This is a genomic window from Streptomyces sp. NPDC016851 (assembly GCF_055562795.1).
This window is the reverse complement of sequence record NZ_JBVHEP010000010.1, coordinates 169494-194049: the sequence shown is the minus strand read 5'-3', so window position 1 is coordinate 194049 and position 24556 is coordinate 169494. Positions and strand designations below refer to the sequence as shown.

The following is a 24556-nucleotide window of genomic DNA, read 5'->3' as shown; positions in this document are numbered from 1 at the left end:
GGTGGGGGCGCCCGCGCCGGAAAGCTCCCGGGCGGCATGTCGGCAGAGGCTATCGGATGCCGGGAGGGCCCCGTTCACCGCCTGTTCGGCAGATCGATCGACGTGGTTCGCACAGGCCTTTGCCGCGATCATCATCGTGGATCCGGGGCCCGCCCCACAAACCGCGCCTCCCAGACCGGACATCGAGGACATCGGACCGGGTCCGGTCAGGGCCGCATAGGGTGGGCGACCATGACTTGGCTGATCACCGGCGGTGCCGGCTACATCGGGGCCCACGTGGCCAGGGCCATGGACGAGGCCGGGGAGCGCGTCCTCGCGCTGGACGACCTCTCGGCCGGGGTTCCCGCGCGGCTCCCGGCGGGCGTACCGCTCGTCGAGGGCTCGTCGCTCGACGGTGACCTGCTGAAACGAGTGTTCGCCGAGTACCGCGTGACGGGTGTGGTGCATCTCGCGGCGCGCAAGCAGGTCGCCGAGTCCGTCGCGCAGCCGACGCGGTACTACCGGGAGAACGTCGGCGGTCTGGCGACCCTCCTGGACGCGGTCGCCGGGGCCGGGATCGAGCGCTTCCTGTTCTCGTCGTCGGCGGCGGTGTACGGCGACCCGGGTGTGGACCTCATCACGGAGGACACGCCCTGCGCGCCGGTCAACCCGTACGGCGAGACCAAGCTCGCCGGGGAGTGGCTGGTGCGGGCGGCGGGCCGGGCGCACGGGATCTCCACCGTATGTCTGCGCTATTTCAACGTGGCGGGCGCTGCCGCGCCGGAACTGGCCGACACGGGCGTCTTCAACATCGTGCCGATGGTCTTCGACCGGCTCACGCGCGACGAGGCGCCCAGGATCTTCGGCGACGACTATCCGACCCCGGACGGCACCTGCATCCGTGACTACATTCACGTCGCCGACCTGGCCGAGGCGCATCTCGCGGCGGCCCGGCGGCTCGCCGGCGGGGACGTCACGGGCGATCTGACGGTCAACATCGGCCGGGGCGAGGGCGTCTCGGTGCGTGAACTCATCACGGTCATCGGCGAGGTCACCGGTGACCGCCGGCCACCGCTCGTCGAGGGCCGCCGCCCCGGGGACGCGCCGCGGGCGGTCGCCTCGGCGGCCCGGGCCGCCGAGGAACTCGGCTGGACCGCGCGCCGCGGAGTGCGCGAGATGGCCGAGTCGGCCTGGCGCGGCTGGCTCCTGCACCACGGCTCCTGAGACCCCTGAGGGTGCCCTGACCTGCACATCGTTTGCGCAGGTCAGGGCACATGACAACGGTGTTCAGTGCCGCGTTGCACATACCCCCTCCCCGTAGTTCACTGGGGTGCTCGGTCGCGATCAGAGCGACAATCGGATGAACACGGGAGGGCGGCTTTCATGGGGGCTGGGCACGATCACGGGCACGCGCACGGCGCGCCGGCCGATGGTACGGCGACCTCGGCGTACCGCGGCAGGCTGCGGGTCGCGCTGGCGATCACGCTCGGCATCGTGGTCGTCCAGATCGTCGGCGGGCTGCTCGCCGACTCGCTCGCGCTGGTCGCGGACTCGGCGCACATGGCGACGGACTCGCTGGGCCTGGGCATGGCGCTGCTCGCGATCCACTTCGCGAACCGCCCGCCCAGCGACCAGGCGACCTTCGGCTACGCCCGCGCCGAGATACTCGCCGCCCTGGCCAACTGTCTGCTGCTGCTCGGGGTCGGCGGGTACGTCCTGTACGAGTCGGTCCAGCGCTTCGTCACTCCGGCGGACACCGAGGGCCACCTCGCTGTCGTGTTCGGTGTCATCGGCCTGGTCGCCAACATGGTGTCGCTGGCGCTGCTGATGCGCGGCCAGAAGGAGAGCCTGAACGTCCGCGGCGCCTTCCTGGAGGTGGCGGCGGACGCCCTGGGTTCGGTCACGGTGATCGTCTCCGCCCTGGTGATCATGTTCACCGGCTGGCAGGCCGCCGACCCGATCGCCTCGCTCGTCATCGCGCTGATGATCGTGCCGCGCACGGTGAAGCTGCTGCGCGAGACCCTGAACGTCCTGCTGGAGGCGGCGCCCAAGGGTGTCGACATGGCGGAGGTGCGGGCCCACATCCTGGCGACCGACGGGGTGGAGGACGTCCACGACCTGCACGCCTGGACGATCACCTCCGGTATGCCGGTGCTGTCGGCGCACGTGGTCGTCAGCTCGGACGTCCTGAGCGCGATCGGTCACGAGAAGATGCTTCACGAGCTCCAGGACTGCCTCGGCGGCCACTTCGACGTGGAGCACTGCACCTTCCAGCTGGAGCCGGGCGGCCACGCGGAGCACGAGGCGCGCCTCTGTCACTGACGCGCTCCGCCCGCCTCTGAGACCTCTGAGACCTCTGAGACTTCTGGCGCTGATGTCGCTGGTGGGGCGCATTGCGCTCGGAGTGCGCCGGGGTACGCAGCCCTCCGGCGCGCGCCCGCGCCCTGGCTCTCACCGCACCGGCGGGGACGATTTTCGGCCCACCGCGCCGGGCACGATCCCCTACTGGGTCCCTCTTCCGGGGGGCCGAGCGACGACGCCGCGCTCCGCGCCACCGCGCGGGACATGCGGGCGCGTCGCGAAGTGCCGGGAGTGCCGGATTCGTACGGCAGACTTGGGGCGCGAAGACCGATGTGAAGGATGGGTATGCCGATCACACCTGCCACCGCGACGCACAGCCCGTCGAACGGCACCGCAGACGCGATTTTGCTGGAACTGGTCGACGAGGACGGCGTGACGATCGGCACCGCGGAGAAGCTCGCCGCCCATCAGCCACCCGGGCAGTTGCACCGCGCGTTCTCAGTGTTCCTCTTCGACGAGTACGGCCGGCTGCTGCTCCAGCAGCGGGCGCTGGGCAAGTACCACTCCCCCGGTGTGTGGTCGAACACCTGCTGCGGCCACCCGTACCCCGGTGAGGCGCCCTTCGCGGCGGCGGCGCGGCGGACCTTCGAGGAACTCGGCGCGTCCCCGTCCCTGCTGGCCGAGGCGGGCACGGTCCGCTACAACCACCCGGACCCGGAGTCCGGTCTGGTGGAGCAGGAGTACAACCACCTCTTCGTCGGGATGGTGCAGGCCGTGCTGCGGCCGGATCCTCAGGAGGTGGCGTCGACGGCGTTCGTGACCCCGCCCGAGCTGGCGGAGCGGCACGCCAAGGACACCTTCTCGTCCTGGTTCATGACCGTCCTGGACGCGGCCCGGCCGGCGATCAGGGAACTGACCGGCACATCGGCCGGCTGGTGACGACGGCCCTGGCGAACCGGGATTCCTAGGGGAAGCGCATGGGTTTGAGCGGCAGGGTGGCCCAGATCACCTTGCCGCCGCTCGCGGTGTGGTCGACCTCGCACACCCCGCCCGCCTCCCGGGTGATCTCCCGCACCAGCAGCAGTCCGCGGCCGCCGGTCCGGCCGTGGTCGGTCTCCAGTGCGGTCGGCCGGTAGGGGTGGTTGTCCTCCACGGCCACACGCAGCCACTCGGCACCGACGGCCAGTTCGACGGCGATGGTCGGGGAGAGCACCGCCGCGTGCTTCACGGCGTTCGTCACCAGTTCCGAGACGATCAGCAGCAGCCCCTGGGCCAGATCGTCCGAGACGGGCACCCCCTGACGCATCAGCAGGTCCCGTACGGCGTGCCGCGCCTGCGGCACCGAGGCGTCGACCGCGGGTGCGGTGAACCGCCAGACCCCTTCGTACGGCAGCGGATCCGCGGGCCCGGGGCCGAGGGGCGCCGCGCCGCCCTCTGGGCGTGGGCCGAACCCACGCCCGTCGTTGTCCATCGTCCGGTCGCCACCCTCGCGCTCGATTGTCGCCACACCCCGAGTGTTGGTAAGGATGCGCTCCCTACCCCAGGGCTGAACAGAAGTCAGCAACTATCGAGCACTTCTGACCGTTGGCGTATGACACGGTCAGTTGTGGGACTGGTCCTGTCCCTGTTGTGCCGTCTCGGCGAACTATTCGGGTTGTACGGGTTTGGCATCCGGATAGCATCCGGCGCATGGAGCCGCAGTTGCTGTACAGCGTGACCGACTCGGTCGCGACGGTCGTCATCCGCCATCCCGAGAAGCGCAACGCCATGACGGCCGCGATGTGGCGTTCCCTGCCGCCGCTGCTGGAGCGGCTCGCGGGCGATCCGGCCGTGCGGGCTCTGGTGCTCACCGGCGAGGGCGGGACGTTCTGCGCCGGGGCCGACATCTCGACCCTGCGGGGCTCGCCGGAGGAGGCGCAGCGGCAGGCCGTGGAGGCGGAGGAGGCGCTCGCCGCGTTCCCGAAGCCGACGCTGGCGGCGGTGCGCGGGCACTGTGTGGGCGGCGGGGCTCAGTTGGCGGCGGCCTGTGATCTGCGGTTCGCCGAGGAGGAGGCGCTGTTCGGCGTGACACCCGCGAAGCTCGGCATCGTCTACCCGGCGTCCTCGACCAGGCGGCTGGTCTCCCTGGTCGGTCCGGCCACCGCCAAGTACCTGCTGTTCTCGGGTGAACTGATCGACGCGGAGCGGGCGCTGCGCACCGGCCTGGCCGACGAGGTGCTGCCCGAGGGCGAACTGGGCAAGCGGGTCGCCGAGTTCACCCGGACCCTGGCCTCCCGTTCGCAGCTGACGCAGGCCGCGGCCAAGGAGTTCGCGAACGGCCGCACGGACCGCGACGCGCACTGGGCCGCACGGGCACGCGAGAGCGGCGACACCGCGGAGGGCGTCGCCGCGTTCCTGGAGCGCAGGCAGCCCCGGTTCGGCTGGACTGCGCCTAGGTCAGGATGATGCCGGAGTGCGAGCGGACCAGTTCGACGAGGTGCGCGGGGGCCTTCTCGGGTGATCCCGCGTCGTAGGGCGGCTGAGGGTCGTACTCGGTGGCGAGCTGGACGATCTGCGCGTGGGTGTCGCCCGCGATCCGGCCCAGCAGGGCCAGCCCCATGTCGATGCCGGCGGAGACGCCGGCCGCCGTGACGTACTTGCCGTCCGTGACGACCCGCTCCCCCGTCGGCTCGGCGCCGTGGCGCTTCAGCTCCTCCAGGGCCAGCCAGTGGGAGGTCGCGCGGCGGCCCCGGAGGAGTCCGGCGGCGGCGAGCAGCAGGGAGCCGGTGCACACGGACGTCGTCCAGGTGCTGCCGGCGTCGGCGGAGCGCAGCCAGGTCAGCAGGGGTCCGTCCGCCGCCAGCGGGAGGGGGCCCGGACCGCCGGGGACCACGATGATGTCGGGGTTCGGTACCTCGGCCAGGGTCCGGTCGGCGACGAGAGCGAGGTTGCCGGACTCGTTCCGTACGGGGCCGCGCTCCTCGGCGACGAAGACGGTCTCCGCGTCCGGGAGCCGGCCGAGGGTCTCGTAGGGGCCCACGGCGTCGAGGGCGGTGAAGCGGTCGTAGAGGACGATGGCGATCTGCATGGGGCCCTTCCGGTCGGGTGTGGTGGGGTCAGGGCGTCGTCGCGGTGCGGAAGCGGCCGCGGTACTCGGCCGGAGGCGTGCCCAGAGCCTTGACGAAGGCCCGGCGCATGGCTTCCGGGGTGCCGTAGCCGCTGGTGCGGGAGATCTCCTCGATGCCGTCGGCGGTGTCCTCCAGCAGACGGCGGGCGTGTTCGAGGCGGACCCGGTCCACGTACCGGCCCGGCGTCATACCGGTCTCGGACCGGAAGGCGCGGGCGAAGTGCCGGGGCGACAGGCGGGCGCGGGCGGCGAGGGCCTCGACGCAGAGGTCGGCGCCGGGGTGTTCGGCGATGAAGCGCTGGACCTCCCGCAGGGGCTCGCGGTGGGCGCTCTGGGCCGCGAGCTGGGCGCTGAACTGGGCCTGGTTCCCGGGCCGGCGAAGGAACACGACCAGGTGGCGGGCGACGGTGAGGGCGGCGTCCCGGCCCAGGTCCTCCTCCACCAGGGCGAGGGCGAGGTCGATGCCGGCGGTCACCCCGGCCGACGTGGCGATGTGTCCGTCGCGGACGTAGACGGGGTCGGGGTCGATCTCGACGGCCGGGTGGTCACGGGCGAGCCGGTCGCAGTACGCCCAGTGGGTCGTGGCCCGGCGGCCGTCCAGCAGGCCGGCCGCGGCGAGCACGGCGGCGCCGGTGCACACGGAGACCAGCCGGGCGGCGCGCGGCCCGTGCTCGCGCACCCAGCCGACCAGGCGCGGGTCGGGGCACAGGGAGCCCGTTCCGCCGGGGACGAGGAGGATGTCCGGGTCGGGCGCGGTGGCCAGGGACACGTCGGGCACGAGGGTCAGACCGCTGGTGGTCCGTACGGGCGCGCCGTCGAGGGACGCCGTGCGGATCCGGTACGCGCCCGGTGAGAGCAGGTCCGCGCCCGCGAAGACCTCCACGGGCCCGGTGACGTCGAGGCTCTGCACGCCCTCGAAGAGGACGGCGAGAACGGTGCGCGGGGCCATGCCGTCGATTCTTCGGGGGCCGCATCGTGGCCGCAATGACGAGTTCCCCACCTTTTCTGCCATGAAGACACGGCCATGGAAGGCATACCAAGCGGTTGGTAACCTGCCGGGCATGACAACTGCCGCCCTTGAGCCGCGCGCCGGCCGACGCTGCCACAACGTGCTCAACTCCCTGCACTCCACGCACTACTTCTCGCCCGATGTGGGCCGGGAACTGGGTGCTGTCGGCGTCACCGACCCCCGGGCCGTGAACTTCGCCGTGCGCGCCGCCGCCCTCGGGCCGGTCGGGGCCGGGGCGGTGGCCGCGGCCTTCTACAACTACAAGTACGAGCTCGTGGCCCGGCATGTGCCGGCGGTGTGGGAGACCGCGACGCCCGGCCAGGTGCTGGCGGCACGCCTGCGTGCGGTCGACGCGACGCTGCGCCGTCTGCTGGGCGAAGAGGCCGTGGCGTCGGCCGGTATGGCCGAGGCCGCGCGGCTCGCGCTGCGTGCCGCCGAGGCCTGTTCGCGCGGGGCGCGCCCTCTGTATGCCGCCCATGCCGACCTGCCCGTGCCCGAGGAGCCGCATCTCGCGTACTGGCACGCCGCGACCCTGCTGCGCGAACACCGGGGCGACGGGCATCTGGCCGTGCTGATGTCCGCGGGACTGGACGGGCTGGAGGCCATGGTCACCCACACGGCGACGGGCAAGGGCATGACACCGAAGTGGGTCTTCGGCACCCGCGGCTGGAGCCAGGAGGACTGGGACGCGGCGACGGGCCGGCTGCGTGAGCGCGGGCTGCTGGACTCCATGGGCGAACTCACCGAGCGCGGTGTCGCCCTGCGCGAGGAGATCGAGCAGGAGACGGACCGCCTGGACCGGGCCCCGTACGAGCACCTGGGCGTGGAGGGGGTGGCCCGGCTGACCGAGCTGGGGGCGGCGTTCACGCAGGCCGCGCTCAAGGCCGGGGCGTATCCGGCGAATCTGCTCGGCAAGCGCTGACCGGGCGCCGCGCACGGTCCCCGGTACACGTGTTCGGCCGTGACGCATGGTGAGGTCTTGGTGAGGTACCCGGTCCCTCCCGGCCGCTGCGGTCGGGAGAGGAGAAAGGGGAATCACGTGTTCCGTGCCATTGCAGACGTGCTGCGCCAGATCGGCGGCGCCATCGCCACCGTCGTGACGCTGCCCTTCCGGGCGCTGGCCCGGCTTTTCGGCGGCGCTTCGTCCTCCACCCGCAGCCGCAGGGTCTGAGCGGCGGCGCCCGAGCCGCGGGGTGTGACCGCGGATTCTGACAGGAACCGTCCCGACCTGCCCGGTGCCGCCCTGACCCCGAGTGTCGGTGTCACCTGCCACAATTGCCGCGCAACCTCAGTGGAGAAGGCGGTACGGGATCGTGACGACACCCGGGACCCTCGCAGCAGGGTCCATCGAAGGCAGGATCGCCGAGGAGCTCGGCGTACGGGAGCGGCAGGTCAGGGCTGCCGTGGAGCTGCTCGACAGCGGTTCTACGGTGCCCTTCATCGCCCGCTACCGCAAGGAAGCGACCGAGATGCTCGACGATGCGCAACTGCGCACCGTCGAGGAGCGGCTGCGCTACCTGCGGGAGCTGGAGGAGCGTCGGACGGCGATCCTGGACTCGGTGCGCGAGCAGGGCAAGCTCACCGAGGAACTCGAGGCGCGGATCCGGGGCGCGGAGACCAAGGCGCGCCTGGAGGACATCTACCTCCCGTACAAGCCCAAGCGGCGCACCAAGGCGCAGATCGCGCGCGAGGCCGGTCTCGAGCCGCTGGCGGAGGGGCTGCTCGGCGATCCGACCGTCGAGCCCCTCGCCGCGGCCGCCGCGTTCGTCGACGCCGACAAGGGCGTGGCCGATCCGCAGGCGGCCCTCGACGGCGCCCGGGCGATCCTCACCGAGCGGTTCTCGGAGGACGCCGACCTGATCGGCGAGCTGCGCGAGCGCATGTGGGTGCGCGGGCGGCTGGCCGCCAAGGTGCGAGAGGGCAAGGAGGAGGCGGGCGCGAAGTTCGCCGACTACTTCGACTTCGCCGAGCCGTTCACGGAGCTCCCCTCGCACCGCATCCTGGCGATGCTGCGCGGCGAGAAGGAGGAGGTCCTCGACCTCGTCCTGGAGCCCGAGGAACCGACCGACGGCCCGTCGTCGTACGAGGGGACGGTCGCGCACCGGTTCGGGATCGCCGACCGGGGCCGCCCCGGCGACAAGTGGCTGCTGGACACGGTCCGCTGGGCCTGGCGCACCCGCATCCTCGTCCACCTCGGCATCGACCTCAGGCTGCGGCTGCGCACGGCCGCCGAGGACGAGGCGGTGCGGGTCTTCGCGGCCAACCTGCGCGACCTGCTGCTCGCCGCCCCCGCGGGCACGCGCGCGACGCTCGGCCTCGACCCGGGTTTCCGTACGGGTGTGAAGGTCGCCGTCGTCGACGCGACCGGCAAGGTCGTCGCCACGGACGTGATCCATCCGCACGTCCCGGCCAACCGGTGGGACGAGGCCATCGCGAAGCTGGCCCGGCTCGCCGAGGAGCACGCGGTCGAGCTGATCGCCATCGGCAACGGCACGGCGTCCCGCGAGACCGACAAGCTCGCCGGGGAACTGATCACCAAGCACCCGGAGCTGAAGCTCACGAAGGTGATGGTGTCCGAGGCCGGCGCGTCCGTGTACTCGGCGTCCGCCTTCGCCTCGCAGGAGCTGCCCGACATGGACGTGTCGCTGCGCGGTGCCGTGTCGATCGCCCGGCGGCTCCAGGACCCGCTGGCCGAGCTGGTGAAGATCGACCCGAAGTCGATCGGTGTCGGCCAGTACCAGCACGACCTGTCCGAGGTGAAGCTGTCGCGTTCGCTGGACGCGGTGGTGGAGGACTGTGTGAACGGCGTGGGCGTGGACGTCAACACGGCGTCGGCCCCCTTGCTCGCCCGGGTCTCCGGCATCACCTCCGGGCTCGCCGAGAACATCGTGTCGCACCGGGACGCCAACGGCCCGTTCAAGTCCCGCGGTGAGCTGAAGAAGGTGGCGCGGCTGGGCCCGAAGGCCTACGAGCAGTGCGCGGGCTTCCTGCGGATCCGCGGCGGTGACCCGCTGGACGCGTCCAGCGTGCACCCGGAGGCGTACCCGGTGGTCCGGCGCATGGTGAAGACCGCCGGGCAGGAGGTCGCGGGGCTCATCGGCAACACTGCGGTGCTGCGCTCGCTGAAGCCGCAGGACTTCGTGGACGAGACGTTCGGTCTGCCGACGGTCACCGACATCCTCAAGGAGCTGGAGAAGCCCGGCCGCGACCCGCGTCCGGCCTTCAAGACGGCCGTCTTCAAGGAGGGCGTGGAGAAGATCTCCGACCTGGCGTCCGGGATGGTCCTTGAGGGCGTCGTGACGAACGTCGCCGCGTTCGGCGCGTTCGTGGACGTCGGGGTCCACCAGGACGGTCTGGTGCACGTGTCCGCGATGTCGAAGACGTTCGTCAAGGACCCGCGGGACGTGGTGAAGCCCGGGGACATCGTCAAGGTGAAGGTCCTCGACGTCGACATCCCGCGCAAGCGGATCTCGCTGACGCTGCGTCTGGACGACGAGGCGGCTCCGCAGGGGCAGGGCGGCGGCTCCGGCGAGCGCCGGCAGCGGGGCGGGCGTCCGCCGCAGCAGCGGCAGGGCGGCGCCGCCGGGCGCCGTGGTGGCGGTGGCGGTGGCGGTTCGCGTCAGGCGCCTCCGCCTGCCAACGGGGCGATGGCCGACGCGTTGCGCCGGGCGGGCCTGGTCGACCCCAAGAACGGCAAGCGTTGACGGTTCGGCTGTGGGGAGCTGCGGGGCCGTTGTGGCTGGTCGCGCAGTTCCCCGCGCCCCTGAAAGGGGCGCTGCGCGCCCTTTCAGATCTAGAGTGGCCGGTATGTCTGCTTCGCGTGTCATCACCTGGGACGTGTCCGCGAGCCGGGGGGTCGAGACCGCCTGGGTCGAGCTCGGGGGCGGGGTGCTGCGGGCGCGCGGGCGGGCTGTCGGGACCGTCCCCGAGCCGTACTGGGTCTCGTACGAGCTCGAAACCGCTGACGGGTTCGTGACCCGGCGGCTGAGCGTCAGGGTGGAGACAGCCACGCAGGAACGCGTTCTCGACCTGCGGCACGACGGCCATGGCAGGTGGACCGGGAACGGCGAGCCGCTGCCCGGTGTCGACGGCGCCCTCGACTGCGACTTGGGGCTGTGCCCGCTCACCAACACCATGCCGGTGCTCCGGCACGGGCTGCATCGGGCGCCCGGTGAACGGGAGTTCCTGATGGCCTGGGTGTCGGTGCCGGAGCCGGCGGTGCGGCCGTCCCGGCAGACGTACACGCATCTCGGCCCCGGGCGGGTCCGGTACGCCTCCGGCGACTTCCGCAGCGACCTGGAGATGGACGAGGAGGGGTACGTCGTGGAGTACCCCTCGCTGGCCAGTCGGCTGACGACTCGTTAGCGCTCGGTCACCTTGCCGTTCGCCACCTCGATGCGGCGTGTGACGCGTACGGCGTCGAGCATGCGGCGGTCGTGGGTGACCAGCAGGAGGGTGCCCTCGTAGGAGTCGAGCGCGGACTCCAGCTGCTCGATGGCGGGCAGGTCGAGGTGGTTGGTCGGCTCGTCGAGGACCAGGAGGTTGACGCCGCGGCCCTGGAGCAGCGCCAGGGCCGCTCTGGTGCGCTCGCCCGGGGAGAGGGTCGCCGCGGGGCGCAGGACGTGGTGCGACTTGAGGCCGAACTTGGCCAGGAGGGTGCGGACCTCGGCCGGGTCGGTGTCCGGGACGGCCGCGCGGAAGGCGTCCATCAAGGGCTCCTGGCCGTGGAACAGCTTGCGGGCCTGGTCGACCTCGCCGAGCAGGACGCCCGAGCCGAGAGCCGCGTGCCCGGCGTCGAGCGGGACGCGGCCGAGCAGGGCGGCGAGCAGGGTGGACTTGCCGGCGCCGTTCGCGCCCGTCACCGCCACCCGGTCCGCCCAGTCGATCTGGAGGGACACCGGACCGAGGACGAAGCCGCCGCGGCGCACCTCGGCGTCCCGCAGCGTCGCGACGACGGCGCCCGAGCGCGGGGCCGACGCGATCTCCATGCGCAGCTCCCACTCCTTGCGGGGCTCCTCGACGACGTCCAGCCGCTCGATCATGCGCTGGGTCTGCCGGGCCTTCGCGGCCTGCTTCTCGCTGGCCTCGCTGCGGAACTTGCGGCCGATCTTGTCGTTGTCGTTGCCCGCCTTGCGGCGCGCGTTCTTCACGCCCTTGTCCATCCACGAGCGCTGCATCTGCGCGCGGTCCTGGAGGGCCGACTTCTTGTCGGCGTACTCCTCGAACTCGTCGCGGGCGTGCCTGCGCGCGACCTCCCGCTCTTCCAGATAGGCCTCGTAGCCACCGCCGTAGAGGTTGATCTGACGCTGGGCGAGGTCGAGTTCGAGGACCTTGGTGACCGTGCGGGTGAGGAACTCGCGGTCGTGGCTGACGACCACCGTCCCGGCGCGCAGCCCGCTCACGAAGCGTTCGAGGCGCTCCAGGCCGTCCAGGTCGAGGTCGTTGGTGGGCTCGTCGAGGAGGAAGACGTCGTAGCGGGACAGGAGCAGGGAGGCGAGGCCGGCGCGGGCGGCCTGGCCGCCGGACAGCGACGTCATCAGCTGGTCCAGATCGACCGCGAGGCCCAGCGAGTCGGCGACTTCCTCGGCGCGTTCGTCGAGGTCGGCGCCGCCGAGTCCGAGCCAGCGCTCCAGGCTCGTGGCGTAGGCGTCGTCGGCGCCGGGCGCCCCGTCGACCAGGGCCTGGGTCGCCTCGTCCATGGTCCGCTGGGCCTCGGCGACGCCGGTGCGGCGGGCCAGGAACGCCCGTACGGTCTCGCCGGGGCGGCGCTCCGGCTCCTGGGGCAGGTGGCCGACGGTGGCGGTCGGCGGGGACAGGCGCAGCTCGCCCTGCTCGGGGGCGGTGAGTCCGGCGAGCATCCTGAGCAGGGTGGACTTGCCGGCGCCGTTGGCTCCGACCAGGCCGATCACGTCGCCGGGCGCGACGACGAGGTCGAGTCCGGCGAACAGGGAGCGGTCGCCGTGGCCGGCGGCGAGGTTCTTGGCGACGAGGGTGGCAGTCATCAGAGTGCCGATCCTAATGGGCCTCTCCATGGGTGACGGCCGTCACCAGGACGCCTCCGGACGTGCGCGCCACGACGAAGGACCGGCCCCTGACCGCCTTGGCGTCGAGTGCGATGCGGTGCCTGCCCGGGTCCAGGACGCCGTCGAAGATCTCGTGGGTGTGGGTGCGGGAGAGCCGGTCGAGGCGGTACGCGGTGAGGGTGACCCGGCAGGCGGAGGTGACCTCGACGTCGGCCTCGCCGTCGGTGGCGGTCAGGCCGGTGAGGCGACGCTGCTCCAACGGGCTGCGGTCCAGGGCGTGTTCGATCTGGGCGACGAGGAGCGGGACGATCGGGGCCAGACCGTCGATGCAGGCGGCCGGGACGCCGGCGTGTGTGAAGGCCCGGCGGACGGATGCGCGTTCCTGCTCGCCGGCCCCCGGTGCGAAGGCGACGGCGCCGTAGCCGCGCAGTTCGTCGGCGGGCACGTTGTCGGCGTCGTGGGCGATGTCGGCGCCCACCCCGATGGTGCGCAGCGCCGCGGCGAGCCTGGCCAGGACGGCGACGCGGGCGCCGATCAGCAGGACCCGGCGGCGGGTGTCCGCGGCGGAGCCCTTCAGCAGGGCGCTCAGCGCCGCGCGGTACTCGGCGCCGCGGAAGCGGAACGGGCCGATGCCGTGGTAGCCGTTGAGCTCCAGGTCGGCGTGTTCGTCGGTCTGCCAGGCGAAGTCCCGCCAGATGACGTCCTCGCCGTCCCGCTGGATGAGGGCGGTGACGGCGCCGCAGGCCAGGTCCTCGCACTCGGGACAGCCGTAGACGACGTACCGGCCGCCGGGCAGCGGTGCCGGGCTTTCCAGGAGCAGGCTGCGGACCTGCGCGGTGAAGATCGCGGGCGGTACGTCGGAGGCGAGCGGGGAGACCGCGTCGAGGTCGGAGAGCCGGAACAGCAGCGGGCGTCCGTCGACGATGAAGTCCACGAAGTCCCGGTGGACCTGGTAACCACCGTCGGTGAGGACTCCGCCGGCCCGCATCGCGGGTGCCAGGCCGAAGGTCGTGTACTCGGCACACATACGGTGAGTATCCCCACACCGCGGGTGATGTGAGCACGGCATGACACATTCCGCTACGGTCCGGGCATGGTTGATGAGCGCGGTGACGAGATCGTGGTGGTCGGTGGCGGGGTGGTCGGGCTGACGACCGCGGTGGTTCTCGCCGAGCGGGGGCGGCGGGTACGGGTGTGGACGCGGGACCGCGTCGAGGCGACGACGTCGGCCGTCGCGGGGGCGCTGTGGTGGCCGTACCGGATCGAGCCGCTCGCGCTGGCGCGGGAGTGGGCTCTGCGGTCGCTGGAGGTGTACGAGGAGCTGGCCGCGGGGTCCGGGGCGAGCGGCGTACGCCTGGTCGAAGGGGTACTGGGCGAGACGCGTCTCGACGAGGTCGACGGGTGGCTGGCGGGGCGGGTGCCGGAGCTGCGGGCGACCACGTCCGAGGAGTACGCGGGGTCGGGGCTGCGGGCACGGTTGCCGCTCGTCGACATGCCGGTTCATCTGCCGTGGCTGCGGGAGCGGTTGGCGGCGGCAGGCGGTGTGGTCGAGGCCCGTACGGTGTCCGGGCTCGCGGAGGCCGACGCGCCGGTCGTGGTCAACTGCACGGGGCTCGCCGCGCGGGAGCTGGTGCCGGATCCGTCCGTGCGGCCCGTGCGCGGGCAGTTGGTCGTCGTGGAGAACCCGGGGATCGACACCTGGCTGGTCTCCACCGACGCGGCCGGCGAGTACGCGTACATGTTCCCGCAGCCGGGCGGGCTCGTCCTCGGCGGTACGGCGGAGGAGGACGCGTGGTCGCTGGAGCCCGACCCCGCGACGGCCGAGGCGATCATCCGCCGCTGTGCGGCGCTGCGGCCGGAGATCGCCGGGGCGCGGGTACTGGAACACCGGGTGGGGCTGCGCCCGACCCGCCCGGCCGTCCGCCTGGAGCGCGACACCCTGCCGGACGGCCGGGTACTGATCCACAACTACGGCCACGGCGGTGCGGGTGTGACGGTGGCCTGGGGGTGCGCCGAGGAGGCCGCCCGGCTGGTCGGCTAGGACCGCCGGCCGTGGGCTGCCGGACCTGGGCTGCTCGGCCTCCCTGCTTGACCTTGGCTGCTTGACCTTGGCTGCTTGACCTTGACGCCCCCGGCCGATGGCGGCCGGGGGCGTCGAGGTCAAACGGCTGGGGCGGTCGGGTCAGTGCTTGCCGATCGGGTCTCCCTCCACGTCCGGGCCGCGGCCCGGGCCGACACGGAACTCGAACTCGCCGTCGTACTTCTTGTGGCCTTCCATGACGGCCATTTCGACGGCTTCGGATCCCATCTGCTCACGCACGATCACCGGGTCGCGGCGAAGGTCGCGCATCAGGGCGACACACATGAAGATCATCACGATGACGAACGGCGCCGCCGCGAGGATCGTGAGGTTCTGCAGACCGGTCAGCGCGTCGCCCTGGCCGCTGCCGACCAGGAGCATGATCGCGGCCACCGCACCGGTGACCACGCCCCAGAACACCACGACGAACCGGCCCGGTTCGAGCGCGCCCTTCTGCGACAGGGTGCCCATGACGATCGAGGCCGCGTCGGCGCCCGAGACGAAGAAGATGCCGACGAGGACCATCACGAGCAGGCTCGTGGCGGTCGCGATGGGGAACTGCTGGAGCACACCGAAGAGCTGCCCCTCCGGGGTGGCCTCCTTGCCGAGCTGCCCCTGCTGCTGCATCTTCATCGCCGAGCCACCGAAGATCGCGAACCAGATCAGGCTGACCGTGCTGGGCACGAGGATGACGCCGCCGACGAACTGGCGGATGGTGCGGCCGCGGCTGATGCGGGCGATGAACATGCCGACGAAGGGCGTCCAGGAGATCCACCACGCCCAGTAGAAGACCGTCCAGCTGCTCAGCCAGTCGGGGACGCCCTCGCCGCCGCTCGCCTCGGTCCGGCCGGCCAGCTGGGGCAGGTCGCCGAGGTAGGCGAAGACGGAGGTGGGCAGCAGGTCGAGGACGATGATGGTCGGGCCGGCCACGAACACGAACAGGGCGAGCACCAGCGCCAGCACCATGTTGGTGTTGGACAGCCACTGGATGCCCTTCTCCACACCCGAGATCGCGGACGCGACGAAGGCCAGGGTCAGCACCGCGATGATCGTGACGAGCAGCCCGGTGCTCACCTTGTCCATCCACTTCAGCTCCTGCACACCGGAGCCGATCTGGAGCGCGCCGAGGCCCAGCGAGGCGGCGGAGCCGAAGACGGTCGCGATGATCGCGAGGATGTCGATGGCCCGGCCGACGCCGCCGTTGGCGTTCTTCCTGCCGATGAGCGGGGTGAAGACGGCGCTGATGGTCTGGCGGCGCCGCCGGCGGAAGGTGCTGTAGGCGATGGCGAGGCCGACCACCGCGTAGATCGCCCACGGGTGAAGCGTCCAGTGGAACAGGGTGGTGGCCATGGCCGTCTCCATGCGGTCACCGGAGTCGGCCGGGTTCGTGCCCGGCGGGGGCGTGCCGTAGTGCGACAACGGCTCGCTCACGCCGTAGAACATCAGGCCGATGCCCATGCCGGCGCTGAACATCATCGCGACCCAGGACACCGTGCGGAACTCGGGTTCCTCGCCCTCCGCACCGAGGTGGATACGGCCGTAGCGGCTGATCGCGAGCCAGAGGGCGAACACGACGAAGCCGGAGGCCGCGAGCATGAACGCCCAGCCGCCGTTGTGCATCAGCCCGCTGAGCATGCTGGTGGAGACGTCTTCGAGCGAGTCGGTCGCCGCCGCTCCCCAGACCACGAAGGCGAGGGTGAGCACGGCCGTGACCCCGAAGACAATTCGGTCGGTTTTAGGACGTTCCTGACCAGGGAGCCCCGCTTCCGAACCCGGAAGCGCGGGCCCCTCTTGGTGATCGCTCTCACTTGGTCGGTCGTGCGTCACAGGCGGCACCTTTCATCGGGACATAGGAGGAACGTAAGTCCTCCGTAACGCCCCTACCACGTGTGGCGCAATTTCACCCCCCTCAACATTGCGTTTCCGGATTCCCTGCTGCCAGGTGGTACGTTCCGCGCTCGTCGAGCAGCAGCGGCACGAGCGCCCGCAGAGACTGGCGCAGGGGTACGAGCACACCCTCCGCGTCCCGGCGTACGCGCACGCCGTGCAGCGCGAGTTCGTCTCCCACCTCGGCGTACTGCTCGGCCGTGAGCCGGTAGCCGCAGGGCGGGTTCTGGATCACCTCGGCCGGTTCGGGCGTGTCGTTGTCGGCGCCGCCGACGTAGACGGGGCCGTTGGCGGCGTAGCCCGCGAGACGGGCCCTGCCCGTCGCCGCCTCGACCGCACCGCGCCGCTGGTCGGCGTATCCGAACAGGCCGCCCAGGGCGTCCAGTTGGGAGGTGACACGGCGACGGTTGTTCAGCGCCTCGTCCGCCTTCTCGGCCTCGGTGAGCGGATCCACGCGGCTCTCGATGAGCAGCCCGATGCCATGTTTGACACCGGACATATTGCGCAAAATGCGCTCCTGGCCGTCTCCGGCGACCTGTTTGAGCGGCTCTCCGGTCTCGGGGTCGGTCCAGATGCCGTAGGTGCCGGTCGAGTGGCCGGCCCGCTGCGCCGCGGGGCGGACGTACTTCTCGGACAGGGTCTTCGCCTCGTCGTGGACCGCCTCATGGGTGTTGAGGTTGCGCGGCCACAGGTCGAAGAGGTCCTTGTCGTAGTACGGGGGTGTGGCGCCGTACTCGTGCAGGTCGTAGACGAGGTCGGGGCGCTGGTCGCGGAGGAGCTTGGCCAGCGCGCGGCCTTCGGCGGTCCGGAGCGCCAGGTGGTCGCGGTTGATGTCCACGCCGTCGCTGTTGCCCCGGGTGTCGGCGGCCCGTCCGTCGGGGTTGGCGGTGGGCACGACGAGGACCGTGGTGCGGTCCAGGAAACGCCGGGTGCGGCTGTCACGGGCGTACGCGAGGTCACGGACGGTGGTCAGACAGGCTTCGCGGCCGGAGGGTTCGTCGCCGTGCTGGCTGCACACGAGGAGCACCTTGTTGGGCGTCGGGTGGGTGCCGATGCGGACCAGTTGGAGCGGACGGCCCTGCTTCGTCGTGCCGAAGCGGGTCAGGGAGACCCGGCTGCTCGACCGGTCGACGGCCTTGAGGAAGTCCTGCTCCTCGGGCTGGGTGGTCCAGCGGGCGCCGTTCGTCTGCTCGAAGCCGGTGCGGGGCGGGGAGTCGGTGACGGCCTGGGCGGGGACGGCGGCCAGGGACGCCGCGACGGCCGCGGCGGTCAGGGTCAGGGCTCCGACTCGGGTCGTGGGGCGGATCACTGGGTTCCCTCCGGGACGCGGTGAGCGGTGCGCGGTTCCCGTACGCCGTCCAGCGGCGTGGCGTCGGGGGTGGTGGTCGCGGCGCCCGTGGTGGCGCGGGCGAAGGCGGTGGCTCCGCCGACGAACGGGACGCGCGCCGAGGTGCGGGACAGGTCGACGGTCAGCTCGGGCTTGTCCGCGGGAGGGTCGATGAGGCCCTTGTCGGTGCCCGCGACGATCAGCGCCAGGCGGTGTCCCTCGGGGACGACGTGGTCGGTCGCGGCCAGGTCGAGGGTGATCGTGTACCGCTTGCCCGGGGTGAGCGGGGCACCCGTCAGGTCGGAGGCGTGGTTGCCGAGGTCCGCCCAGCCGCGGCTGACGATCGTGTAGCCGACGTCGGCGGCCTTGGCCTTCGTCTCCTTGAAGCAGGAGCTGTCGCCGGCGGTGCTCGCGCCCCAGCAGGTGCGGTTGGGGAGGGTGGTGATGCCCTCGCCCCCGTCGGCGTAGTCGCGGATGGTGGCGGGCCCGATGTCCACGAGGACGGCGGAGAGGTGGGCCGTCGGGGTGGAGGGCGTCGCGGTGACGGTGACCTCGGAGGAGCCGGACAGGCGCAGGTCCCGGCTGAGCGGCCGGGTGACGAAACCGGCCTTCTCCGGTGTCGGCTTGTCGATCCGCGCGGCCCAGTCGGTCTCGCTCAGCTCCGGGTCGTCCGTGAAGGTCTGGGTGCCGTGGCCGCGGTGCAGGCCGAGGCTGCCGACGCCGGCCTGGGTCCCCCGGTCGGGGCGCAGGGTGGCGGCGCGGGTGCCGCTCGGCGGCCAGGTCCGGGAGGTGGTCCACTGGTCGGGCGCGCGCTCGATGTCGGCCATGGGCTCGCGGTCGATGCCGTTGTCGTAGCCCATGAGTTCGTGGTCGAACCAGCGGTGGAGGGTCTCGACCCAGCTCGCGCGGCGGAAGTCGAAGGGGTCGACGTGGCCGGTCTGGGAGAGCCAGATCTTGCGCTCCACGCCGTTCTTCGCGAGGGCGTCCCACCACTGCCCGACGTGCTTCATCCGCACGTTGAGGTCCTGCATGCCGTGCACGAGGAAGACGCTGGCCTTGACCTTCCGCGCGGCCCTGACGTAGTCGCGCTCGGTCCACAGCGGGGTCCAGTCGCCGGTGCGCGGGGCCCCGTCGACGAGCTTCTGCTGTACGGCGGCGCACTTGGCCCGGGCGTCGGGGCTGTTGACGTAGTCGGACAGCCATTCGGGGCCGGAGTCGTAGAGCGGGGCGCCCTGCTGGAAGTAGTAGTCGTACCAGGAGGAGATGGCACTGATCGGGACGATGGTCTTCAGGCCCTCGACGCCGGTCGCGGCGACGCCGTTGGCGATGGTGCCGTCCCAGCTCTTGCCGATCATGCCGGTCCTGCCGTTGGTCCAGGCGGCCTTGGCGCGGGTGGTGCCGGTGCGGGTCGTGTAGGCCTTGGCGCGGCCGTTCAGCCAGTCGACGACGGCCTTCGCGGACTGGATGTCGGAGCGGCCGCCGACGTCGACGCACCCGTCGGAGCGATTGGTTCCGGCCAGGTCGACGCCGACGAAGGCGTAGCCGCGGGGCACGAAGTAGTTGTCGTAGTACAGCGGCATCTGCGTGACGTCGCCGTTGGCGTCGTACGTCTTCTTCTGGCTCTCGTTGCCGCGCCCGCAGCAGGAGTAGTACGGGCTGGCGTCCATGATGACGGGGACCTTGCGGCCCTGCCGGGCGGGTTCGCGGGGGCGGACGATGTCGACGGCGACCCGGTCGGCCTTGCCGTCGCGGTCGCCGTCGAGTCCGGTGTCCACCCAGACGGCCTCGCGGATGGCGTTCTCGTACGAGTGGACGGGCCGGCTCTCACGCGGGGCGGCCTCTGCCGCGGCCGGGGTGAGCAGGGTGGCCATCAGGGCGGCCGTGGCCGCCGTCGCGAGCGGTCTCCAGGTCGTGAAGCGCGTGCGTTTCGGCATGCGCCGGACGCTACATCGGTGAACTCCTGTTCAGAAGAGGGCAGCTGACGGACCGGCGTGTCCGGACGGCCCCCTGGGTCCGGTGTCTCATGTCGGCCGAATGGCGATCGTGTGACAGCAGGGGCCATGGACATGATCAGAGAGACAGGGAGTCAATAGGCTCCGGACAGCCCTCGGGACCCTACGACTTGGAGTTTCGCGTGCACCGCAGAATCATCGCGCCGGGAGCCCTCGCCACGGCCGTTCTCCTGCTGGCGATCCCGGCATCGGCCGCGCCCCACTCCCCCGGCGCGCCGGGTATCGGTGACCCCTATTACCCGGCCTACGGCAACGGCGGATACGACGTCTCCCACTACGACCTGAGGCTGAAATACCAGCCGGCCACGGACGAGCTCGAGGGCACGGCGACCCTCGTGGCCCGCACCACGCAGGACCTGTCCAGCTTCAACCTGGACTTCCTGCTGGACGTCGGCGAGGTGCGCGTCAACGGTGCGAAGGCGTCGTTCCGGACGTCGGGCGAACACGAGCTGGAGATCACGCCGAAGACCCCGCTGACCAAGGGCACGCCCGTCACGGTCGTCGTGCGCTACCGCGGCGTGCCGTCGTCGAAGAAGGCGTACGGCTTCACGAGCTGGCACCGCACCCCGGACGGCGGCGTCGCGGCGAACGAGCCCGAAGCGGCGGCCTGGTGGTTCCCGAGCAACGACCACCCGCTCGACAAGGCCACCTACGACGTGTCCGTGCTGGTCCCGGACGGCACGCAGGCGATCTCCAACGGCACGCTCCAGTCGACGAGTTCGCGGCTCGGCTGGACCCGCTGGAACTGGCGCTCCGACAAGCCGCAGGCCACGTACCTCGCCACGCTCGCGGTCGGGAAGTTCGACATCACGACCGGCACGACCGAGAGCGGCATCCCGGTCCTCAACGCCTACAGCGAGGACCTGGGCGGCCACGCCGGCGCGGCGCGGGCGAGCCTCGAACGCACCGGGGAGATCGCCGACTGGCTGACGGGTTACTTCGGGCCGTACCCCTACAACGCGCTCGGCGGGTACGTGCCGAACACCACCACCGGGTACGCGCTGGAGACCCAGACCCGGCCGTACTACAGCCCGCGGCAGTTCGCCAACGGGTCGAACGTCTCGCTCGTCGTCCACGAGCTGGCGCACCAGTGGTACGGCGACGACGTGTCGCTCAAGCACTGGAAGGACATCTGGATCAACGAGGGCTTCGCGCGGTACGCGCAGTGGCTGTGGTCCGAGCACGAGGGCGAGGGCACGGCGCAGGAACTCGCCGACTACGTGTACGCCTCGCATCCCGCCGACGACCCGTTCTGGACGGTGAAGCCCGGGGACCCCGGCCCCGAGAACCAGTTCGACATCGCGGTGTACGACCGGGGTGCGCTGGCCGTCCAGGCACTGCGCAACGAGATCGGCGACGAGGCGTTCTTCGCGATCCTCGAGGGCTGGCCGCAGAAGTACGCCCACGGCAACGCGTCGGTCGCCGATTTCCAGCGGTACGCCGAGGAGGTGTCGGGCAAGCCGCTGTCCGCCCTGTTCGACACGTGGCTGTACCAGCCGTCGAAGCCGGGGGCGCCGGCGGCTCGGGCCGCGGCGGTGGCGAAGGGGGCGGACGCTGTGCCGCAGCCGAGGTCGTGGAAGAAGATCGCGGCGACGAACGGGGTGCACGAGCACGCGGGTGCGGAGCACGGGTCCTAGCTGCGGGCAGTCGCAGGCGCCCGGCCTGCTGAACGCCGTCCCTCGGTCTACGGTGGAGACTGCTGACGAAGGAGCCGGCCGTGCGGAACGTGGCGATCGTCGAGGCACCGTCCGTACTGGGGCTGCGCCCGACCGGAGTCGAGGAACTGCCGGACGCACTCCTAGGCGCCGGGCTCGCCGAAGCGCTGGGCGCGGTGCGTGCGGGGCGCGTCCAGCCACCCCCGTACAACCCGCAGCGCGACCCGGACACCGGCGTCCTGAACCCCGGCGGCATCGCCGCGTACTCCACCGCGCTCGCCGACACCGTCGGCGCTGTCCTCGGCGACGGCCGCTTCCCCCTCGTGCTGGGCGGCGATTGCAGCGTGCTGCTCGGCAATCTGCTCGCGCTGCGCCGCCGGGGCCGGCACGGTCTGCTGTTCCTCGACGGGCACACCGACTTCTACCAGCCGTCGGCGGAACCGGCCGGTGAGGTGGCGTCCATGGAACTCGCCCTCGCCACCGGGCGCGGCCCGCGCGTGCTGGCCGACCTGGAGGGCCGGGGCCCGCTGGTGCGGGACGAGGACGTCGTCGCGCTGGGCTTCCGGGACGCGGAGGAGTCGGCGGCGTACGGGATGCAGCCGCTGCCGTCCGCGCTGCACGCGCTGGAGCTGGACACCGTGCGCGCCCTGGGTGCGGGCGAGGCGGCCCGGCGCGCGGTCGGGCTGCTGACCGGCGACGGCGCGGGCGCCGGGTACTGGATCCACCTCGACGTCGACGTGCTGGACGACGCCGTGATGCCCGCCGTCGACTACCGGCTCCCGGACGGGCTGACCTGGCAGGAGCTGGAGACCGTCCTGCGCACGGCCCTGTCCGGCGGCGGTGCCCTCGGTCTCACCGTCGCGATCTTCAACCCCCGTCTGGATCCCGACGGGGCGATCGCGCGGCGCCTCGGCGACTGTCTGGTGCGGGCGTTCGACAGGGACGGCCAGGGCTGAGCCGGGGCCAGGGCCGGAGCCTGGGCCGGGGCCAGGGCCGGGGCCAGGGCCAGGGCCGGGGCCAGGGCCGGTCAGTCGCCGTGGTCGTACACCGTCACCGGTATCCCCCGCCGTATCAGCCGCTCCTCGATCAGCGGCTCGACCCGGGACCACTTGCCGCCGGCGAGGCCGCAGCCGATGCGGGGCATGTGGACCGTCGCGCCCAGTTCACCGGCCTTCGCGGCCAGGGCCTCCAGTGCCCTGTCGATCGCCTCGTAGCGGACGGGGACGCCCTTGCTGCCGGTCTTGGTGCCGCGCTGGCCGATCATGTTGGCCACCCACACGTGCCGCTCGACCTGCACGAACTGTGCGGCGCCCAGCCCGAAGTCGTTCCCCGCGCGGCCTCGGTGCCAGGCCCGGTACGCCGCCTCCGGCTCGGGCCAGCGGCGCGATATCGCCAGGACGAAGCCCTTGCCCCAGCCCCCTATGTCGTTGCAGACATGGGCGATGATCTTGACGCCCTTCACCGACGGAACGGTGGCGTCACCCCGGACATACGTGATCCCCGACATGACGCCACCGTAGGCCTTGCCACTGACAGTGGATCCGGCCCGCTACTTCGTGAACTGCGACAGCTCCTGGTCCGCCGTCTGCGACACCCGGCGGCGGATGCCGAACCAGCCCGCGACCAGCATGGCCGCGATCACCGGGATGAGCAGGAGGGTCTTGCGGCCGACCTCGGGGTCGTTCCACATCATGCCGAGGCAGGCCAGCAGGAAGGCGATCGTGGTGATCTCCGTGACCGGGCTGCCGGGGAGGCGGAAGGAGGGACGGTCGAGCAGGCCCTCCTTGGCGCGGCGGACGAAGACCAGGTGGCAGATCATGATGATCACCCAGGTGCTGATGATGCCGAGCGAGGCGACGTTCAGCACGATCTCGAAGGCCTGGGCCGGCACGAGGAAGTTCAGGCCGACGCCGAGGACACAGACCGCGCAGGTCAGCAGGATGCCGCCGTAGGGAACCTGGCTGCGGTTCATACGGGCGGTGAACTTCGGCGCGGAGCCGGCCATCGCCATCGAGCGCAGGATGCGGCCCGTGGAGTAAAGGCCCGAGTTCAGCGAGGACATCGCCGCCGTCAGGACCACCAGGTTCATCACGTCGCCCGCCGCCGGGACACCGATCTTCGACAGGACCGTGACGAAGGGGCTCTGGTCGGCCGAGTAGACCGAGCCGGGGAGCAGGAGAGCGAGCAGGACGACCGAGCCGACGTAGAAGAGCCCGACCCGCCACATGATCGAGTTCACCGCGCGCGGGACGACCTTCTCGGGCTCGGCGGTCTCGCCCGCGGCGACACCGACCAGCTCCAGCGCGGCGTACGCGAAGATCACACCCTGCATGACGAGGACGACGGGCATCATGCCGTGCGGGAAGACACCGCCGTTGTCGGTGATGACGCTCAGGCCGGGCGTCTGGCCGCCCACCTCGTGCTGGGTGGCGAGCAGGAAGATGCCGATGAGCATGAAGCCGACGAGCGTCGCGACCTTGATGATCGCGAACCAGAACTCCATCTCGCCGAAGATCTTCACCGAGATCAGGTTCACCGCCAGCACCACCGCGAGGGCGATCAGTGCGAGCACCCACTGCGGGATGTCGGTGAACAGGCTCCAGTAGTGCGTGTAGAGGGCGATCGCGGTGATGTCGGCGATGCCCGTGGTCGACCAGTTCAGGAAGTACATCCAGCCGGCGACGTAGGCGCCCTTCTCGCCGAGGAACTCGCGCGCGTACGACACGAAGGAGCCCGAGGAGGGGCGGTAGAGGACGAGCTCGCCGAGGGCCCTGACCACGAAGAAGGCGAAGATGCCGCAGACCAGGTAGGCGATCGCCAGCGCCGGGCCCGCGTCGTGGAGGCGGCCGCCGGCGCCGAGGAAGAGGCCGGTGCCGATGGCGCCGCCGATGGCGATCATGTTGACGTGGCGGGCCTTGAGGTCCTTGCTGTAGCCGGCGTCGCCCGCGTCCGCGGGCACCTGGGCCGCATCGGTACGCGGCGTGGCCGCTGCCGTGTTCACGGCGTCCTTGCTCACGGGGGTACCACTCTCTGGTGCGCCCGAGCGGGTCTCGCTCAGGTGTCCGTACGTACGTATGGTCCGCGCCCTCGATCAAGACGCAGACCAAGGGCACCTTCCCCCGGGGATCGCGGCTCACGCGGTGGCCTGCGTCACAGAGCGTTACTTCTCACAGGTCA

General features: G+C 71.6%; 21 protein-coding genes. 11 read left to right on the top strand and 10 right to left on the bottom strand.

Annotation, left to right across the window (positions count from 1 at the left end; translation table 11 throughout):
- Window positions 1–231: 231 nt before the first annotated feature.
- The 3 genes from galE (at window position 232) to idi (ending at window position 3219) form a co-directional block, all read left to right on the top strand.
- Window positions 232–1203 carry a UDP-glucose 4-epimerase GalE gene (gene galE, locus ACZ3I3_RS18340; protein ID WP_467366247.1) on the top strand — a complete coding sequence of 324 codons (972 nt, stop codon included), beginning with the start codon at window positions 232–234 and terminating at the stop codon, window positions 1201–1203.
- Window positions 1204–1362: 159 nt separating this feature from the next.
- Window positions 1363–2301, top strand: coding sequence for a cation diffusion facilitator family transporter (locus ACZ3I3_RS18335; RefSeq protein ID WP_467366245.1), 939 nt, complete (start codon window positions 1363–1365; stop codon window positions 2299–2301).
- Window positions 2302–2625: 324 nt separating this feature from the next.
- On the top strand, window positions 2626–3219 hold the full coding sequence (gene idi, locus ACZ3I3_RS18330; RefSeq protein ID WP_467366243.1) for an isopentenyl-diphosphate Delta-isomerase: 594 nt from the start codon (window positions 2626–2628) through the stop codon (window positions 3217–3219).
- A gap of 25 nt (window positions 3220–3244) precedes the next feature.
- On the opposite strand, the gene ACZ3I3_RS18325 is transcribed toward idi, so the two are convergent.
- Window positions 3245–3751, bottom strand: coding sequence for an ATP-binding protein (locus ACZ3I3_RS18325; RefSeq protein ID WP_467366437.1), 507 nt, complete (start codon window positions 3749–3751; stop codon window positions 3245–3247).
- A gap of 218 nt (window positions 3752–3969) precedes the next feature.
- On the opposite strand from ACZ3I3_RS18325, the gene ACZ3I3_RS18320 reads away from it, so the two are divergent.
- Window positions 3970–4725 carry an enoyl-CoA hydratase/isomerase family protein gene (locus tag ACZ3I3_RS18320; RefSeq protein ID WP_467366241.1) on the top strand — a complete coding sequence of 252 codons (756 nt, stop codon included), beginning with the start codon at window positions 3970–3972 and terminating at the stop codon, window positions 4723–4725.
- On the opposite strand, the gene ACZ3I3_RS18315 is transcribed toward ACZ3I3_RS18320, so the two are convergent.
- Both ACZ3I3_RS18315 and ACZ3I3_RS18310 read right to left on the bottom strand, forming a co-directional pair.
- On the bottom strand, window positions 4712–5347 hold the full coding sequence (locus tag ACZ3I3_RS18315; protein WP_467366239.1) for a DJ-1/PfpI family protein: 636 nt from the start codon (window positions 5345–5347) through the stop codon (window positions 4712–4714). The genes ACZ3I3_RS18320 and ACZ3I3_RS18315 overlap by 14 nt on opposite strands.
- A 28-nt stretch (window positions 5348–5375) precedes the next feature.
- Window positions 5376–6335, bottom strand: a complete 960-nt coding sequence (locus tag ACZ3I3_RS18310; protein ID WP_467366237.1) for a GlxA family transcriptional regulator — start codon at window positions 6333–6335, stop codon at window positions 5376–5378.
- A gap of 112 nt (window positions 6336–6447) precedes the next feature.
- Here ACZ3I3_RS18310 and ACZ3I3_RS18305 point away from each other — a divergent pair, with 112 nt between their 5' ends.
- From ACZ3I3_RS18305 to ACZ3I3_RS18290, 4 genes are all read left to right on the top strand, one after another.
- Complete coding sequence (locus tag ACZ3I3_RS18305; RefSeq protein WP_467366235.1) at window positions 6448–7317, top strand: SCO6745 family protein; 870 nt, start codon at window positions 6448–6450, stop codon at window positions 7315–7317.
- Between the two features lie 117 nt (window positions 7318–7434).
- Window positions 7435–7566: an LPFR motif small protein gene (locus tag ACZ3I3_RS18300; RefSeq protein ID WP_010042827.1), complete on the top strand. Its 132-nt coding sequence runs from the start codon at window positions 7435–7437 to the stop codon at window positions 7564–7566.
- Window positions 7567–7708: 142 nt separating this feature from the next.
- Window positions 7709–10099 (top strand): Tex family protein, encoded by a 2391-nt coding sequence (locus ACZ3I3_RS18295; protein WP_467366232.1) that lies wholly within the window; start codon window positions 7709–7711, stop codon window positions 10097–10099.
- Window positions 10100–10202: 103 nt separating this feature from the next.
- On the top strand, window positions 10203–10760 hold the full coding sequence (locus tag ACZ3I3_RS18290) for a putative glycolipid-binding domain-containing protein (RefSeq protein ID WP_467366230.1): 558 nt from the start codon (window positions 10203–10205) through the stop codon (window positions 10758–10760).
- Here the strand turns inward: ACZ3I3_RS18290 and ACZ3I3_RS18285 are convergent.
- Window positions 10757–12397 carry an ABC-F family ATP-binding cassette domain-containing protein gene (locus ACZ3I3_RS18285; protein ID WP_467366229.1) on the bottom strand — a complete coding sequence of 547 codons (1641 nt, stop codon included), beginning with the start codon at window positions 12395–12397 and terminating at the stop codon, window positions 10757–10759. The two genes, ACZ3I3_RS18290 and ACZ3I3_RS18285, sit on opposite strands and share 4 nt — an antisense overlap.
- Before the next feature lie 13 nt (window positions 12398–12410).
- Window positions 12411–13445: an oxidoreductase gene (locus ACZ3I3_RS18280; protein WP_467366227.1), complete on the bottom strand. Its 1035-nt coding sequence runs from the start codon at window positions 13443–13445 to the stop codon at window positions 12411–12413.
- A gap of 66 nt (window positions 13446–13511) precedes the next feature.
- Between ACZ3I3_RS18280 and ACZ3I3_RS18275 the strand changes: the two genes are divergently transcribed.
- Window positions 13512–14459, top strand: a complete 948-nt coding sequence (locus tag ACZ3I3_RS18275; RefSeq protein ID WP_467366225.1) for an NAD(P)/FAD-dependent oxidoreductase — start codon at window positions 13512–13514, stop codon at window positions 14457–14459.
- 141 nt (window positions 14460–14600) lie between these two features.
- On the opposite strand, the gene ACZ3I3_RS18270 is transcribed toward ACZ3I3_RS18275, so the two are convergent.
- The 3 genes from ACZ3I3_RS18270 to ACZ3I3_RS18260 form a co-directional block, all read right to left on the bottom strand.
- Entirely contained in the window at window positions 14601–16325 is a 1725-nt protein-coding gene (locus ACZ3I3_RS18270) for a BCCT family transporter (protein WP_467366223.1), read from the bottom strand.
- Between the two features lie 82 nt (window positions 16326–16407).
- Window positions 16408–17694, bottom strand: coding sequence for a M14 family metallopeptidase (locus ACZ3I3_RS18265; protein ID WP_467366221.1), 1287 nt, complete (start codon window positions 17692–17694; stop codon window positions 16408–16410).
- Entirely contained in the window at window positions 17691–19646 is a 1956-nt protein-coding gene (locus tag ACZ3I3_RS18260; protein WP_467366219.1) for a Xaa-Pro dipeptidyl-peptidase, read from the bottom strand. Before ACZ3I3_RS18260 ends, ACZ3I3_RS18265 begins: the two co-directional genes overlap by 4 nt.
- Window positions 19647–19846: 200 nt before the next feature.
- Here ACZ3I3_RS18260 and ACZ3I3_RS18255 point away from each other — a divergent pair, with 200 nt between their 5' ends.
- Together ACZ3I3_RS18255 and ACZ3I3_RS18250 are read left to right on the top strand one after the other, a co-directional pair.
- Complete coding sequence (locus tag ACZ3I3_RS18255; protein WP_467366217.1) at window positions 19847–21361, top strand: M1 family metallopeptidase; 1515 nt, start codon at window positions 19847–19849, stop codon at window positions 21359–21361.
- An 80-nt stretch (window positions 21362–21441) separates the two neighbouring features.
- Window positions 21442–22335, top strand: coding sequence for an arginase family protein (locus ACZ3I3_RS18250; RefSeq protein ID WP_467366215.1), 894 nt, complete (start codon window positions 21442–21444; stop codon window positions 22333–22335).
- Between the two features lie 71 nt (window positions 22336–22406).
- On the opposite strand, the gene ACZ3I3_RS18245 is transcribed toward ACZ3I3_RS18250, so the two are convergent.
- On the bottom strand, window positions 22407–22886 hold the full coding sequence (locus ACZ3I3_RS18245; RefSeq protein ID WP_467366213.1) for a macro domain-containing protein: 480 nt from the start codon (window positions 22884–22886) through the stop codon (window positions 22407–22409).
- 42 nt (window positions 22887–22928) lie between these two features.
- A complete protein-coding gene (locus tag ACZ3I3_RS18240) occupies window positions 22929–24395 on the bottom strand; it encodes an amino acid permease (protein WP_467366211.1) in 1467 nt (488 codons plus the stop codon).
- Between the last annotated feature and the right edge of the window lie 161 nt (window positions 24396–24556).

Bases quoted from the DNA above. Each gene is read 5' to 3' on its own strand.
- ACZ3I3_RS18335 (WP_467366245.1), top strand. From the start codon at position 1,363: ATGGGGGCTGGGCACGATCACGGGCACGCGCACGGCGCGCCGGCCGAT.
- ACZ3I3_RS18245 (WP_467366213.1), bottom strand. From the start codon at position 22,886: ATGTCGGGGATCACGTATGTCCGGGGTGACGCCACCGTTCCGTCGGTG.
- ACZ3I3_RS18285 (WP_467366229.1), bottom strand. From the start codon at position 12,397: ATGACTGCCACCCTCGTCGCCAAGAACCTCGCCGCCGGCCACGGCGAC.
- ACZ3I3_RS18310 (WP_467366237.1), bottom strand. From the start codon at position 6,335: ATGGCCCCGCGCACCGTTCTCGCCGTCCTCTTCGAGGGCGTGCAGAGC.
- ACZ3I3_RS18260 (WP_467366219.1), bottom strand. From the start codon at position 19,646: ATGCCGAAACGCACGCGCTTCACGACCTGGAGACCGCTCGCGACGGCG.
- ACZ3I3_RS18315 (WP_467366239.1), bottom strand. From the start codon at position 5,347: ATGCAGATCGCCATCGTCCTCTACGACCGCTTCACCGCCCTCGACGCC.
- ACZ3I3_RS18290 (WP_467366230.1), top strand. From the start codon at position 10,203: ATGTCTGCTTCGCGTGTCATCACCTGGGACGTGTCCGCGAGCCGGGGG.
- ACZ3I3_RS18320 (WP_467366241.1), top strand. From the start codon at position 3,970: ATGGAGCCGCAGTTGCTGTACAGCGTGACCGACTCGGTCGCGACGGTC.
- galE (WP_467366247.1), top strand. From the start codon at position 232: ATGACTTGGCTGATCACCGGCGGTGCCGGCTACATCGGGGCCCACGTG.
- ACZ3I3_RS18275 (WP_467366225.1), top strand. From the start codon at position 13,512: ATGGTTGATGAGCGCGGTGACGAGATCGTGGTGGTCGGTGGCGGGGTG.
- ACZ3I3_RS18305 (WP_467366235.1), top strand. From the start codon at position 6,448: ATGACAACTGCCGCCCTTGAGCCGCGCGCCGGCCGACGCTGCCACAAC.
- ACZ3I3_RS18280 (WP_467366227.1), bottom strand. From the start codon at position 13,445: ATGTGTGCCGAGTACACGACCTTCGGCCTGGCACCCGCGATGCGGGCC.
- idi (WP_467366243.1), top strand. From the start codon at position 2,626: ATGCCGATCACACCTGCCACCGCGACGCACAGCCCGTCGAACGGCACC.
- ACZ3I3_RS18325 (WP_467366437.1), bottom strand. From the start codon at position 3,751: ATGGACAACGACGGGCGTGGGTTCGGCCCACGCCCAGAGGGCGGCGCG.